Below are 14,176 nucleotides of genomic sequence, written 5' to 3'. Positions count from 1 at the left end.
GCACTGTATGCGACCAGAAAAGGCGCAACCAACAGTGCCAGACCGATTACCAGCGCTACCCCGATAAAGATAACGATGGGCAGGTAGGAACTTAATAGCTCGTTCATGATCCGTCTTTTTCCGCCTTGTGAACTCAGGCTGACAAGAATGCCATGTTATACACATGACTGCCACCAATACGCGACAGATCACACTATCTTGGGAGATGGTGCGATGCGGCGAGGGTTAGCGCGTTAGCGTCATGGGCGCAAGTGTGACGATGGCCGCAAACCCGTTCGCCTACCGCAGCTTTCTGCGGGCGCGTTTGCTGAAAAATCGTCAATTTCCGCATGTTTTGCCTCGTTTTCGCGCCAAATCGACCTCGAATGGCTTTTTAGAATGATGTTAATGTGGACAGCGCTTGCGGGGTGTCGGGATGAGAGCCGTCCGGCTGCGACATTCGGTCCTATAAACGATTTAGCCCGTAAAACGTCATCGCCTTCGCATGGCACGCCGATGACCCCGGCCAATTTCTGGAGAGTTGAGCAAAAGGCCGTGGTCAAACCCCTGCAAGCGGCTCGAGACTCAGTCTCTGCCCCTCGTCGATGGCTGCCCTTTCGCGATTGGCCTTGCGGTCGAGTATTAGTGACCAAACCGCCACGGCAAGACCCATCGCAGCCAATAGGGACGCAACGAACGGCAGGTTTTGGTAGGAGACGCCCAATGTCAGCGCCACACCACCAATCCACGCTCCGGCTGCATTACCAATATTGAAGGCGCTCTGGTTGAGCGTAGCCGCGAGGTTGGGCGCATCACCGGCGGTTTCCACCACGCGCATCTGCAAAGGCGGAATCGCGATGAAGAAAATCAACCCCCAGAGAAAGACGCCCGATATAGCAGCCAGTTGGAAACTGCTGATGCTGGCAAAGCCGATGTAGACAACGGCAAGAGCGACTAGCGCACCGATGACAGTCGGCATGAGCTTCCAATCGGCCAGCCTGCCACCCAATATGTTACCGAGCGTAATGCCTGCGCCAAAAAGCAGTAATACCCAGGTGACCGAGGTGGCCGGAACGCCTGAAACGTCAGTCAAGATCGGCTTGATATAGGTGAAAACGGCAAAAAGGCTGCCGGAAGCCAAGGCCGAAATCAGCATCGCCAACCATACCTGCAGCTTCCCGAGCACTTTAACTTCGCTGAGAATGCCCGCCCCCTTGTCGGTCTCCCTGGCCGCAGGAACCAAAATGGCAATGGCGATGACCGCGGCGACACCGATCGCAACAACAGCGAAGAAGGTAGAACGCCAGCCATAGGCTTCACCAAGCGCCGTGCCTGCCGGCACCCCAAGGATATTGGCGAGCGTCAATCCCGCAAACAGGAGAGCAATTGCACTGGCTCGTTTATGACGTGGAACAAGACTGGCCGCGACGACAGAACCAATGCCAAAAAAAGCACCGTGACCAAAGGCCGTGAAGACGCGCGCTATCATCAGCATCCAATAATTGGGTGCGATTGCGCAGAGGAAGTTGCCGACGACGAACAGCATCGCAAGCCCGACCAGCACCGGCTTGCGCGGCAGCGAAGCCGTCGCAACGGCGATAATCGGCGCACCGACAACCACGCCGAGCGCGTAGCCTGTGACAAGAAGGCCCGCATGGGGAATGGAAACGCCAAGGTCCGCCGCAACTTCAGGCAGGAGTCCCATGATCACGAATTCGGTCGTACCGATGCAGAACGAAGCAATGGCCAAGGCGAGAATCGGTAGAGGCATGGGGAGGAACCGCGAGTCTTGAGAAAGAACGGATCCTGCACAGCGGTTCGTTTTAGACAAATGACGATTGTGCAATGCAGCGATGCGTTTCCGCTGTGACTAGCCGCAATTGCATCAACGAGGAGAATAATGGCGAAGAACGGACGAATGGAAACGAACGACTGTCACCAGCCGTTTCCATCGCAATGAACCCAATCAACTCGCCCGGTCGGGATGAGGTGTCTGTGGTGCGCCTTCCTCTATCGAGAAGGCGGCCACGTTCACTTTGTCCTTGGCGGAGCGATGCGCGGCGGAAGCTTGCGTCTTTTCCTCTACGAAGGCTTCGACCTCCTTAGCAGCCTCGACGAACGCAAAACGAGCCTCCCTTGCCGTAGCTTCTCCATCCAAAGCCTTAGCGCACACGGACATGGCTACGTCGTAAAGGGGACCGCAATGTTTGGTCCAACAATGCTTCAACAAATCCGAGGCCTGCTTGACTGACGAAACGTTCAGCATCGTGCCGGAGCGCGGCGATTTTATCATTACATGTTCGAAAGATTGATCACGCATGGAACAGGAATGCGGATCACGGCGAATGGTTCCGCGATCCCGGATCGATTGGACGACATAAAGATCTACTTGCAGTAGAATTCAGTTGGCATTGAACCAAAACGGTTGAAATGCGTTTGACTAGCGAACTGCTTAGCCTAACAATTTTGTGAGTCGGACATATCACATTCAACAAAGGGCTTGGCTCTGAAAAGGTTTGCTGATATTCGCCTGGCTTCATTGAAGAAGGATTTATGCAGCAATGAACAGTCACTTTGCTCTCATCCTGGCGATGCTTACAGCTGTAGCCTGGACTGGAACACTGGTTTATCTGGTCAAGCGGTGGAGCCACGGTCACGGTCGGAAGTGACCAATTTTCGGTTACTTATACCGGAATGTGATTTGACAGCCTAAATCGAAAGTATCAGGGTGGGCTAAGCCCTCCCCCGGCCCATGGAGGCTCGACGATTAGCCATCCGCATGAGTGGCAGTACGTCGAGCCTCATTTTTTTCAACAATGAGCCAACGGCGTGGAACCAAACTTCGGGATCCGCGTTGAATGTATGTCGGGAAGGTACTTGAACCTGCTTCAAATCTCCCGATCGAGGCTCAGTATCGTCCGCAGCAAGAAACCGCTGTGTGGCAAGCTGGGCCTCACCTCTGTCTGTCTCACTCCAGAAAATAAGTATTTTGATGTAGGACGTTATCACCCATCCGATTAGGTTGTCCCGGTATTTTCCCTACGTTAGCGTTGATGAAAACGCGTGAATCGGGGGACTTACGCATGCTAATGATGGTATTGCTAGGCTTGGCTCTAGTTGGAGGCAAGGCGGACAAGGGTGACGCAATCATGCAGGCCCAATTCGACCTTATGAGATTGTCGTATGCGTGCGGCGATCCGCTCTACCGTACAAAACGCGACTCTACCCGGCGCTGGATCGATCGGCTTGAATCTAACACAACCTATAAGATGCAAGACGTTGCAGTTCTCGACAGTGGCCTCAAGAACGGAACCGTCAAGCCGGCGGCCAGGGTGGACCGCGGCGACTGTATCAAGCTTCTTGCGGATGGCCAGGCGAAGGTGGACAGCTTGTTCGAGGAATACAACCGCTAGCGGCGCCTTGACACCGCTCTGTTATCTATTTCCGGTCGATCTCGCCGCGCCCGTAGCCGAGTAGCATGATGAGAATAACGACGCCATAAATGATCTGGCGCCCAGCTTCTGGCATCTGCATCACAGCGAGGATCGACTGTAGCAGCGTGATCAATATGACACCGGCAATCGTGCCAAGATAGTTGCCCTTGCCGCCAAGTATATTGGTTCCTCCTAGCACGACGGCGGCGATTGCGGGAAGGAGATAGGGGTCGCCCATCGCCTGATAGGCCTTGGTCGAATAGCCGGCGAGGAGAACGCCGGCAAAGGCTGCCGACGCTCCGGAGAGCACGAAACACCAGATAATGACGGCATTCGTGTTCACGCCCGAAAGATAGGCGGCGGATTCGCGATTGCCAACGGCATAGACGCGGCGGCCGAAGGCGGTTCGGGTCAAAAGATACGTGATGAATCCACCGACAATGACCCATATGAAAAGGGCATTCGGAAATCCAAAGAACAATCGTCCGACTGCCATGAAATGCATCGCATCGGTTGCATGATCCTGCGGTGCAAAGCCACCGGTGTGCAGTACCATTAGTCCCTGGACGACGGCATTCATTCCCAATGTGAAGATCATCGAAGGCAACCGCAGATAGGCGACGCCGAGTCCATTGAGAAGGCCTACGATTGCGCCACAGAATACCCCGACAGGGATCGCTACAATGCTGCCAATTTCGCCGTACCAGCCGGCGACGGCCGTCGCCATCATGGCACCCAATGTGACGGTCCATGGGATCGAGAGATCAATGTGGCCGATCAAAATGACCATCATTGCGCCGGAGGCAATTATGCCGAGAAACGCACTGATCTGTAGTTGCTGCAACAGATATTCGGGAGAAAGGAACTCGCGCGAGTAAAGCGCTCCACCGAGCAGCATCAGAATGATGCAGCCAAAAGCGATAATGACAGAGCGGTCGAGCGTAAACCGGAGAACCGGTATCGTACCTGCCTGAAGCTTGGGATCGTTCATGCGAAAAGCTCCAGACGATTGCGGATGCGCAAGACACGGAAGGCACCGAGACTAACTGCCGCAAGGAGTACGATTCCCTGGAACAATGGCTGCCAAAGCGGGTCGAGGTTGAAGACGAAAAGCAGATCCTCGATCGTGCGCAGCACGAAAGCGCCGAAGATCGAGCCGATTGCCGAACCCCATCCGCCAAAAAGAGACGTTCCGCCGATGACAACGGATGCGATGGAATTAAGTGTGTAGGACCCGGCAATAGGGGCGGAAGCCTCGCCAGAATAGGTATTGAATGTAAGCATCAGCCCGCCAAGGGCCGCGAGGAACCCTCCGAGCGTATAGGCAAGCAACTTGGCACGCTGGACCGGAACACCAGACATATAAGCCGCCTGTTCGTTTGAACCGACGGCGTAGGCCGCACGCCCCAAGACGGAACTGCGGTACGGCAGCCAGATCAGCACGACTACAGCCAGCAGGATCACCAGCGCGGTCGGTATGACCCCAAATAGCTGGCCGGTCGCAAAATCGGCAATATCGGACTGAACGTCACCGCCAGGTCCGGGGCGAATGTAAAGCGCAATACCGTAGTAGATCGCCCCTGTGGCGAGTGTCGTTATGATGGGCTGAAGCCGGCCCCAGACAACGATTGCCCCATTGAGGAAACCGGCCGCAGCGCCAACGCCAAGAACGGCGACAATACCGAGCAGCCCCTCACCAAATGTACCAACGACGATCGCTGAGGCCAGGCAATTGGCAAGGATGAAAACCATCCCCACCGAAAGGTCGAGCCCCCGCGTCAGCACAGGCAGGGTTTGTGCCATGGCCACCAGGGCGAGAAGTACAGCCTTGTTTGCCGCGGTGGCGGCGACGGCAGCACTGAGTCCAACCGGATGGTTGGTGGTGTAGATGGTGAACATCACAATGAAGAGAGCAATGGCACCCAACAGACCGGCATTATGGGAGACGCCGTGGCGAAAATTGCTCATGCGGCTTGCTCCTTGCCATTCATATTGAGTGCGGTTTCGATGATGTTGCGCTCGTTGAGTTCTCGTCCGACAAGCTCCCTTGCTATCCTGCCGCCATACATCACCAGTACCCGGTCGCAGCATCCGATCAGTTCGGCGTAATCGGTGGAATAATAGAGAATCGCGACGCCGCTATCGGCGAGATCGCGCAACAATCTGTAAATTTCCTGCTTGGTACCGACATCGATGCCGCGCGTCGGATCGTTCAGCAGAATGATGCCGGGTCCGGTCATCAGCCATTTCGCAAGCACGACTTTTTGCTGGTTGCCGCCGGAAAGGGTGCTGACCGCTGCCGCAAGATCGCTGACCTTAATCTTCAGGCTCTTGATCATTTGCTCGACCGCCGTATGTTCACCACCTCGGTCAAAACGCAATCCCTTTTGAAATCGCGCTAGCGACGCGAGGCTTATGTTGTCGCGGATGTTCATCGGCAGCATCAAGCCTTCAGTTTTCCGGTCTTCTGGAATCAAGGCGAGCGGGAGTTCCGCACGCATGGCCGCCCGTGGCCCTGAAAGGCGCTCCTTCTTGCCCAGCACCTCGACGGTTCCCGATACGCCCTTCAATACGCCGAATAACGCGAAGAGCAGCGAACGCTGCCCCTGCCCGTCGAGACCGCCTAGTCCGACGATCTCGCCCTTGCGTACCTCCAGCGATATGTCCTTCAGTTGTTCTCCCCAGGACAGATTGCGCACTGAAAGCGCTACGGGCGTCGAAGGATTGGCAGCGGGCTTCTCAGGGTAGTGATGTATAAGCTCCCGCCCGATCATCATCTGAACGATGGCGTCCATCGACCGCTCCCCGATGCGAAAGGTCTCGATCTTGCGACCATTGCGGAAAACGCTAGCGCAATCGGCCAGCGCCGCGATTTCGTGCATCCGGTGCGACACGTAGAGGATGCCGACGCCCTCGGATCGTAATTTGCGGATAATCGAATAGACCCGTTCAACATCTGCGGCCGTGAGCGCGGACGTCGCTTCGTCAAGGATGAGCAGTTTCGGCCGTTTCGCCAGTGCCTTGGCGATCTCCACCATCTGCCGGCGCGACAAGGGGAGGTTGCGCACAAGTTCGAGCGGGTGAATATCATCGCAACCAATCATCGCCAAGAGTTCGCGAGCCCGCTCGCGCTGGGCGGCTGCGTCGATCAATCCTGCCCTCATCGGCGGCGAAACGATAGAAAGATTGTCGGCGACCGTCATATCGGGAAGAAGCGACAGTTCCTGGAAAACACACACAACCCCTGCCGCCATGGCCTCGGTCGGGTTCCGAAAATCGACCCGCCTCCCCTCGACGTAAAGCTCACCCTCACTCGGATCGGTCACACCGGCGGCGATCTTGATCAGCGTCGATTTACCCGCACCGTTTTCGCCGAGGATGGCATGAATTTCACCTGGATAGGCAACGAAATCCACCTCGCTCAATGCGGCTATCCCGCCATAGCTTTTCGAGACATGTTTCATTTCCAGAATGGGCGCGGGTTGCGACACGTCGTTCTCCTCCAAGACGCGAGAATCCGGGGCGCAGTTCGCGCCCCGGTTCAACTGGCTCTTACTGGTCAGCCTTCGTCTGTCCCATGATCTCCTGCGCCGAGAAGTTTATTCCGCAGGTCGGGAAGGAATTACCCACGAAGAAGTTGTCGCTCTCCTTCGCGTAAAAGCTGTCGCCATCCTTGAAGTTCGGGTCCTCGACCACCGAGAGAGGCAGCGAGATGGATTGTGGTATGACGTCGCCCTCGAGGGCGGCAATCGCCGTCTTGATGGCAACGGCGACCTGGGCAGGCCCTGTACCTGCGGACGTGCATTTCAACCCATCCTTCGAGTGTTCGGCGCAAAGCTTGCGGAATCCATTCTCGGTTTCGCCGCCGACTGGTACGAATGGATGTTTCGCGTCGATCATCGCACGGACCGTTCCTGTTGAGCCGCCCTGAACGGACACTCCATCGAAGTGTTTATGCACGGCGATAGCGTCGGCGACCACCTTCTGCGCGGTCCCGTCATCCCAGCGGCCGACAACTTCGACGCTTTCCCAATTGCCGCCCGATTTCTTCAGCACCTCCTGGATGCCTTCATGCCGGTCACGATCAACCGATGTTCCGGTGACGCCGCGTACCTCGAGCAGCTTGCCCTTGTTCCCCGGGAGGTTCTTCACCAGCCAGTTAGCCCAAAGTTCACCAAGGCCCTTCTGGTCGACGTTCACATTGACTGCCTCATCGGTGTCGAGCGTATTGTCGAAAGCAACGAGGACAACACCCGCGGCATTGGCCCGCTTGATAACCGGCTTGAATGCGGTTGGATTCTGCGCGTTCACGACGATCGCATCGTAGCCAGAATTGATGAAATTATCGACGGCGGCGATCTGTGCCGCAACATCATCTCCTGTCGAAACAACCTTGAATTCTTTCAGCTTGGCCTTGACCTCGGGCAACGCGGCATAGGCTTTCGCGGTTTGGATCATCTGGATGCGCCACGTGTTGCCGATAAATCCATTGGCAAGGGCAACGCGATATGGACCTTCTTTCTTGGGCCACTGGAAAAACTTGGTCTCTGGGGTCAACGGCTTGAAGCACTCAGCGTCCTTGCTCGGACCTTTGACGATCTCGGGGCCCGCAGCATAGGCGGACACACTCATCATCAGGCTCACCGCTGTTGCAGTCATCATGCTTTTCAGAATCATGCTCATTTCTGCTCCTCCTCCGTTGATTTTTGTAGCTTCCTGCCGATTACGGTGTCTGCACTCCCTGTCTCCTGGTCTCCACCGCATAGACCGAACTTGTCGCCGTTATGAAAAGGCGCGATTTTTGTGGTCCGCCAAAGGTAAGATTGGCAACGACCTCGGGAACCAGGACGCGACCAAGCCGTTCGCCCGTAGGCGTATAACAGTGGACACCGTCTTCCGCGGATATCCAGAGCAGACCCTCGCTATCGACGCGCAATCCGTCTGGCACGATATCGACAACCGCGACGACCCGGCTCTTTCCAAGCTTGCGACCCTCAACCACATCCAGCGCGCGCACATGGTGCGGACGCGAGTCGTCAAAGCCAAAACCATGCCCTCGGGACCGGCCCGAATCCGCCACGTAGAGCACACTCTCGTCCGGAGAGAAGGCAAGCCCATTCGGCCGGTCAAAATCGTCAGCTACCAATTCCACGGTGCGCGTGTGAGGATCGATGCGGTAGACATTGTTGCTACCGATCTCGCTTTCGGCACGAATGCCCTCGTAGTCCGAGATAATCCCGTAGGGTGGATCGGTGAACCAAATCGAACCGTCAGACTTGACCACGACATCGTTGGGTGAATTCAGTCGCTTGCCTTGGAAGTGCGTAGCAAGAACTTCATAAGCGCCGTCCAGACCGGTGCGGCTCACACACCGGCCCCCATGTTCGCAGGAAACCATCGCGCCGCCGCGGTCGAGCGTGTGTCCATTGGTGCGTTGCGAAGGCTGCCTAAAGACCCGGAGGCCGTTGGTTTCCGACCAAGTCATCATCCGGTTGTTAGGAATATCGGAGAAGCGCAGTTCCTGGATATTGTTCAGCCAGACGGGCCCTTCCGCCCAGACAAAGCCAGTTGCGATCTGCTCGATCCTTGTTCGCTCGGGGAAAAATCCCGCAAAGACGCGCTCATCCTCCGAAAGAAAATGTTGGTCCACTCCCATGCTCCGGCCCTCCCGTGCCGGTTATTCTCGCCGCAGACGAGAAACTTCAATGTTTCTTCTCATTACGCCATGAGTCATCTCACGCAACGGTAACGATATCGACAGCGGTTCGTCCCGCAGGGAAGGCTCCATGCGAAAACACAGCCGGTAGCAGGCGCTATCAGTATAGTTGCTCGAATAAGGGCCCGCGACACGTCCCACCCCTGAATAGAGATTTTATATCTAAGATATCATATGCCTCATCAGGAGCCCAAGACTTTGTTAGCCGGAGCGCTTCGCTTTGCGATTATAAGTTGCATCGGCCATGCGCACCGCGTTACCAAAGACGTTCGATTCGCTCTAAAGGCAAGGAAATTTGCATGACAGTCGTTCGCGTCGTCGCCGCGCTCATCACCGCCTGCCTCCTCGTGGGCTGCAGCAGTGCCAAAGGTGACTGGCGCGCGCTACAACGCTATGTGGCGTACTGATCGCTCCTGCGCCTCGGGCTATTATGATTGCGGTCTCCGAACCAGCAATCAAGCTAGCCTCCACGGCGCGCGCAACGATAGAAACTGGCACTGAGCGAGCGATCGGCAGGTCACCCACACCATCGGGTATCAGCCGAAGGATATAGCCCTATGGAGGCATACGAATGTCCAGATTGGAGTTAATCCCCTTTTTATCATGACATGACGCACGAACGGGAATAATATGTGTTGCAAATGGATTGCAAAAAATCCAGGGGGGGCAACAGGTGTCCATTAATCCAGACACAAAACGCCGTAGGGCGCGTAATGCGCCGACCGTAATCGTTATAGAACAACATACACTCGCACGTACGACGATTGTCAGACTTCTCGAACATGAGCTGGCTGGCTGGCACTTTATTGATATGGTCTCGATAGAGACTCTCGATAGTGCGCTCGGAATGGACGTTCGGCTCATCGCCATTGATCTCGCCGGTCGTACGCTAGACAGTGCAAGCCTCAATGACGACCTCGATGCTATAAGAGAACGTTTTCCTGAGGCATCTATCGCACTCCTCTCGAACACGGACGATACGTTCGTCGCGTCACAGGCGCTTGAGATGGGGATTCGCGGCTATTTCACGACCTTCATACCACTGGACGTTGCGCTCGCGGGCATGCGTCTCGTACTTGCAGGCGGCGTCTTCTATCCGCATCCTCTCGTTGCCGCGCCCAGCCGCACCGTCGTCGGACGCAGCAGGCCGCAAGACGAGCCGCGCAAGGTGATCAACGGCAATACCGAATATCTGACGATTGCCGACTTCACGCCCCGTGAGGCGGATGTGCTGGCCGAGTTACAGTGCGGGCACCCCAACAAGGTTATTGCCGGCAAGCTCAACTTATCGGGACACACGGTGAAAATGCATCTGCAGCATATCATGCGCAAATTGCAGGTTCAGAACCGGACGGAGGTCGTCGCTCGTCTCGGTCAGAAAATGGCGGCGGAACACGATGTTACGGCCAATTAGCAGGTCTAAGCGTTTCCGCGCGACGTCTTCTCCAGCATTTCGCTCAGCGTCGCCGCAGCCAGCATGGCTTCGGCGAGCAGCTTCTTGAGTTTCTGGTTTTCCTCCTCCAGCGCTCGTAATCTTCTAGCATTAAACCCGACATTCTTGAACTGCAGTGATTGCCAGCGATAGAACGTCGGCTCGCTGATGCCATGCCGGTGACAGACTTCGGCCACGGTCGTCCCGGCCTGGTGTTCTTTTAGAATTCCTGTGATTTGACCGTCGTCGAACTTTCTCTTACCCATCGCCACGCCCCTTCGACGGACGCGCACCTTGGGAAAACCGAGCCGGCGGAGCGTCGATCCGGCATCGTATCGCGCTCGCGATCATTCGCTCGCCGCCACCCATTTCAATCTTCGCGGAATGCGCGGTTGAAACTGTCGAGGAGCGGCCTCAGCGCATAGAATGCAACGCTGCTCTCGCCCGTCTCTATCAGCGCCTGCGCCGGCATGCCTGGAACAAGCTCGACATCGCGCATCTTCGCCAACCGTTCATCGGTCACGCGGATGGTCGCCGCGTAATAGGGTTGGCTTGTCTGCTTATCGACGAGGCGATCGGCCGAAACATAGTCGACGATACCCCTAAGCAGCGGAACCCGGCGTTGGTTATAGGGAAGCAAGTGTACTTGAGCTTCAAGGCCCGGATGGACAACATTGATATCTTCCGGTCGCACCCGCGCCGAAACCACTAGACGGTCTTCGCGTGGGACGAGGTCAACGAGGGGTTGCCCCTCGCCAATGACGCCGCCTGCCGTGTGGATACGCAGATCCATGATCGTTCCATCTGCCGGCGCCCGGATAGAGGTCCGCATTAGCTGATCGTCGATCGCCCGCAGGCGTTCACTGAGCTGCAGTATCTGCGTTTCGGTTTCCCGCATGCCTTGGGAAACTTCATTCAGGCGATCACTTTCAAGCTTCACGAGATAGGCCTGGCTTTCGCTGATCACCTGATAAGCGCGAGAAATCTGCGCGATGACCTCCCCGAGCTGGCCGTCGAGATCCGCCTTTTCACGGTTAAGGACCAGCAACCGGCTCTTGCGCTCGAGTCCCTTGACCGCAAGCGGCGTTACAATCTCCAGTTCCTGGCGGGCAATCTCAACCCGTTCGGACAGGGCGGCCTTTTGCGCCGTAAGCCCAGTGATTTCCTCCTGTACCTGCTCCATCTTCTTCTGCGTGATCGCAATCTCGGATTGCAATACCTGCCGGCGTGTTTCGAAAATTCGCTGCTGACCGCTCAGGATGCCATCCACCGACGGGTTGCTGTGCCGAACCTCCTCGATATCGATCGGGTAGACTACGCGGTCCAAGCCCTTCTGCTCGGCAAGCAGGCGGGCATGGCTCGCCTTGGCATCCCAAAGTTGGCCCTGCAGGCTATCGCGTTCCGAACGCGACTTCGTGTCGTCAAGCTGGAACAGCACCTGCCCGGCCTTTACTGCATCGCCGTTCTTCACAAGGATTTGGCGTACGATGCCGCCCTCGAGATGCTGGATAGTCTTGCGGCTTGATTCTGGCTCGACGAGCCCAGATGCGATCGCTGCGCTCTTAAGCGGGGCGAAGACCGACCATGTGCCGAACCCGATAATGAACACGCCTATCAGTAGATTTCCGACCAAAGCCACCCTGCGAAGCCGCGACATTGGCGATGGCGCCGCCAGGAGCGCATTGCCCTGCGCGCCGTGGGGCGAATAGCTGACCAGCCGCTTCAAACTTGTACCGGCGAGAGCGGTCCGGCGCATCATACTGAGTGCTCCGGTCATACGTGCGGGAATGTCGAATTGAACGAGGGCCATGGCGCTTATCCTTGTGTCCCTGTCTGCGACGGCGGCTGGAGATAGGTGTCGTAGATGTGATCGCTGTCGCCAAAGGCGTCGACAGTTCCGTTGCGCATGATCGCAATCTTGTTGGTCACGGGCAGCAGCCCCATCCGGTGGGTAATGATGACGACGGTCATCCGACGGGACTTCATGCGCTCGATCGCATTGAACAATACGCGCTCGCCATCAAAGTCCAGACTGGAGTTCGGATCGTCGAGCACGACAAGCGACGGATTACCGTAGGCCGCCCGCGCCAGACCAAGTTGCTGCCGCTGTGCCCGCAAAAGCAAAGCGCCGCCGTCACCGATATCCGTGTCGTAGCCTTGTGGGAGCCGCATGATCGTATCGTGGAGTCCGACCAGTTTCGCGGCTTCGATCGCCTTGCCGGCATCGCCCCCGTCCAAGCGTCCAATCACATCTTTGATCGCGCCGCCGAAGAGTTCGATATCCTGTGGCAGATAGCCGATGTGCCCTGCCCCGCCGCAAAGCCGCAGCGCCGATATGTCAACGCCTCCGAGAAGAGCACAACCGCCTGTCGGCTGAAGGACGCCGGCCATGATACGCCCAAGTGTCGATTTGCCGGATCCCGATGCGCCGATAAGGGCGACGCAATCGCCAGGAGCAAGGCGAAGATTGACGCCTTCCAAGAGGTTGTTTTCCTTGAAGGGAAGCTTAAAGGAGACGTTGTCGAGAAGGAGACCGCTCGATTCCGGCACCGGCACGATGCGGGCATCGCTGCCGGACTGGACGGCGATGAGCATTTTATTCAATCTGTTGAAGGCCTTGCGCGCAAACGCAAACGACCGCCACGCGCCAATCGCACCCTCCACCGGAGCCAGACCGCGTCCAAGGAGGAGGCTTGCCACGAAGATTATGCCGGGGCTGCTGTTGGCCTCGAGTACGAGCCATGTGGCGGCGCCCATCACCAGAATCTGCGTCAACGTGCGTACTGATTTCGAGAATGCGAGTATGATTTCCGTCCGGTGCATGGCGCTGTCCTGCGCCTTGCGAGCAAGTTCGGCGTCGCGATAGACAATCTGCGCAGCGCCATCCTGCATGCCCATCGAGCGGATGACCTGAATGTATTTGAGGGCGGTTGCGAACTTGGAATAGCTCCTCGCCAGCGCAAAATTTGCATGTGCCAGCGGTTCGCGTGTAGCAAGCTCAGTGAGCAGTGCAAGCAGCAGCAGCGAGACCGCGCTAACCAGGCCGATGACTCCAAGCAATGGGTGCACCATAAAGAGCAGCAGCAGGAAAACCGGCGCCCAGGGAACATCGAAGAGCAGAGCGCTTGCGGGGGAATCGAGAAATTGACGCAGCGATGCGAGATCGCGATAACAATCGGTGGCGGTCCCGGTATCCGCTCGTGCGGCGTATTCGAATGAAGCCGTCAGTACCATCGGGCGGAGCCGATGATCGAGCCAGCTGCCGATCCGTGAGAGTGCGGCGCGCCGCACGATGTCAAGCGCGGAGCCAACCACTACCGCCGCGGCAATTATCAGCGTCAGCATCACCAGGGTGTCGGCACTACGGCTCGACAGGACGCGATCATAGATTTGCAGGAGGTAAATCGAGGGGGCGAGCAGGAAGAGGTTGTAACCGCAGCTGTAGATGAAGACGAGCCCGAAGGCTCCGGCACAGGCGCGGAGCGCGAGGACCAGATGCGTCGGTTGGCGCTGGGATTGTATGATGTTCGTTGTCATATCAGGATCTCAATACTCAGGGTACTGACAAGGCAGACGCGTGGTCATACCATCCGGGGAAGTGGGATCGCCGGCACC

11 protein-coding genes and 2 pseudogenes are annotated in these 14,176 nt (G+C 56.9%); 2 read left to right on the top strand and 11 right to left on the bottom strand.

The features are described 5' to 3' along the window. From AAAB35_RS21135 to AAAB35_RS21125, 3 genes and pseudogenes are all read right to left on the bottom strand, one after another. Positions 1-107: pseudogene (locus AAAB35_RS21135) on the bottom strand (NADH-quinone oxidoreductase subunit A); the annotation flags it as partial. 431 nt (positions 108-538) lie between these two features. Beyond that, positions 539-1,750 (bottom strand): MFS transporter, encoded by a 1,212-nt coding sequence (locus tag AAAB35_RS21130; protein WP_340670243.1) that lies wholly within the window; start codon positions 1,748-1,750, stop codon positions 539-541. 195 nt (positions 1,751-1,945) lie between these two features. After that, complete coding sequence (locus AAAB35_RS21125) at positions 1,946-2,272, bottom strand: DUF982 domain-containing protein (protein ID WP_340670242.1); 327 nt, start codon at positions 2,270-2,272, stop codon at positions 1,946-1,948. A gap of 814 nt (positions 2,273-3,086) precedes the next feature. Here AAAB35_RS21125 and AAAB35_RS21120 point away from each other — a divergent pair. Then, entirely contained in the window at positions 3,087-3,392 is a 306-nt protein-coding gene (locus tag AAAB35_RS21120; protein WP_340670241.1) for a hypothetical protein, read from the top strand. A 25-nt stretch (positions 3,393-3,417) separates the two neighbouring features. Here AAAB35_RS21120 and AAAB35_RS21115 read toward each other — a convergent pair whose 3' ends face one another. The 5 genes from AAAB35_RS21115 to AAAB35_RS21095 form a co-directional block, all read right to left on the bottom strand. Further along, a complete protein-coding gene (locus tag AAAB35_RS21115; RefSeq protein WP_340670240.1) occupies positions 3,418-4,404 on the bottom strand; it encodes an ABC transporter permease in 987 nt (328 codons plus the stop codon). Continuing rightward, positions 4,401-5,381, bottom strand: coding sequence for an ABC transporter permease (locus tag AAAB35_RS21110; RefSeq protein ID WP_340670239.1), 981 nt, complete (start codon positions 5,379-5,381; stop codon positions 4,401-4,403). The genes AAAB35_RS21115 and AAAB35_RS21110 overlap by 4 nt, the downstream gene beginning before the upstream one ends. Beyond that, positions 5,378-6,877 carry a sugar ABC transporter ATP-binding protein gene (locus AAAB35_RS21105; RefSeq protein ID WP_340670244.1) on the bottom strand — a complete coding sequence of 500 codons (1,500 nt, stop codon included), beginning with the start codon at positions 6,875-6,877 and terminating at the stop codon, positions 5,378-5,380. Before AAAB35_RS21105 ends, AAAB35_RS21110 begins: the two co-directional genes overlap by 4 nt. Before the next feature lie 88 nt (positions 6,878-6,965). Continuing rightward, positions 6,966-8,096: a sugar ABC transporter substrate-binding protein gene (locus AAAB35_RS21100; RefSeq protein ID WP_340670238.1), complete on the bottom strand. Its 1,131-nt coding sequence runs from the start codon at positions 8,094-8,096 to the stop codon at positions 6,966-6,968. A 40-nt stretch (positions 8,097-8,136) separates the two neighbouring features. After that, positions 8,137-9,069, bottom strand: coding sequence for an SMP-30/gluconolactonase/LRE family protein (locus tag AAAB35_RS21095; protein WP_340670237.1), 933 nt, complete (start codon positions 9,067-9,069; stop codon positions 8,137-8,139). Between the two features lie 733 nt (positions 9,070-9,802). Between AAAB35_RS21095 and AAAB35_RS21090 the strand changes: the two genes are divergently transcribed. Further along, positions 9,803-10,543, top strand: coding sequence for a response regulator transcription factor (locus AAAB35_RS21090; protein ID WP_340670236.1), 741 nt, complete (start codon positions 9,803-9,805; stop codon positions 10,541-10,543). Between the two features lie 26 nt (positions 10,544-10,569). On the opposite strand, the pseudogene AAAB35_RS21085 reads toward AAAB35_RS21090, so the two are convergent. The 3 genes and pseudogenes from AAAB35_RS21085 to AAAB35_RS21075 all read right to left on the bottom strand — a co-directional run. Continuing rightward, positions 10,570-10,827 (bottom strand): annotated as a pseudogene (locus tag AAAB35_RS21085) (transposase); the annotation flags it as partial. Positions 10,828-10,931: 104 nt separating this feature from the next. Then, positions 10,932-12,371 (bottom strand): HlyD family type I secretion periplasmic adaptor subunit, encoded by a 1,440-nt coding sequence (locus AAAB35_RS21080; protein WP_340670235.1) that lies wholly within the window; start codon positions 12,369-12,371, stop codon positions 10,932-10,934. A 5-nt stretch (positions 12,372-12,376) separates the two neighbouring features. Beyond that, positions 12,377-14,098 (bottom strand): type I secretion system permease/ATPase, encoded by a 1,722-nt coding sequence (locus AAAB35_RS21075; protein WP_340670234.1) that lies wholly within the window; start codon positions 14,096-14,098, stop codon positions 12,377-12,379. Positions 14,099-14,176 lie beyond the last annotated feature (78 nt).

Origin of the sequence: Phyllobacterium sp., assembly GCF_037994425.1 — a bacterium.
Taxonomy (GTDB): domain Bacteria; phylum Pseudomonadota; class Alphaproteobacteria; order Rhizobiales; family Rhizobiaceae; genus Phyllobacterium.
The sequence above is the reverse complement of the archived record's forward strand: the minus strand, read 5'-3'. Positions and strand labels throughout refer to the sequence as shown.

What these genes read in the sequence shown, in the direction of transcription:
- AAAB35_RS21130 (WP_340670243.1), bottom strand. Translation starts at nt 1,750, where the DNA reads ATGCCTCTACCGATTCTCGCCTTGGCCATTGCTTCGTTCTGCATCGGT.
- AAAB35_RS21125 (WP_340670242.1), bottom strand. Translation starts at nt 2,272, where the DNA reads ATGATAAAATCGCCGCGCTCCGGCACGATGCTGAACGTTTCGTCAGTC.
- AAAB35_RS21115 (WP_340670240.1), bottom strand. Translation starts at nt 4,404, where the DNA reads ATGAACGATCCCAAGCTTCAGGCAGGTACGATACCGGTTCTCCGGTTT.
- AAAB35_RS21110 (WP_340670239.1), bottom strand. Translation starts at nt 5,381, where the DNA reads ATGAGCAATTTTCGCCACGGCGTCTCCCATAATGCCGGTCTGTTGGGT.
- AAAB35_RS21105 (WP_340670244.1), bottom strand. Translation starts at nt 6,877, where the DNA reads ATGAAACATGTCTCGAAAAGCTATGGCGGGATAGCCGCATTGAGCGAG.
- AAAB35_RS21100 (WP_340670238.1), bottom strand. Translation starts at nt 8,096, where the DNA reads ATGAGCATGATTCTGAAAAGCATGATGACTGCAACAGCGGTGAGCCTG.
- AAAB35_RS21095 (WP_340670237.1), bottom strand. Translation starts at nt 9,069, where the DNA reads ATGGGAGTGGACCAACATTTTCTTTCGGAGGATGAGCGCGTCTTTGCG.
- AAAB35_RS21080 (WP_340670235.1), bottom strand. Translation starts at nt 12,371, where the DNA reads ATGGCCCTCGTTCAATTCGACATTCCCGCACGTATGACCGGAGCACTC.
- AAAB35_RS21075 (WP_340670234.1), bottom strand. Translation starts at nt 14,098, where the DNA reads ATGACAACGAACATCATACAATCCCAGCGCCAACCGACGCATCTGGTC.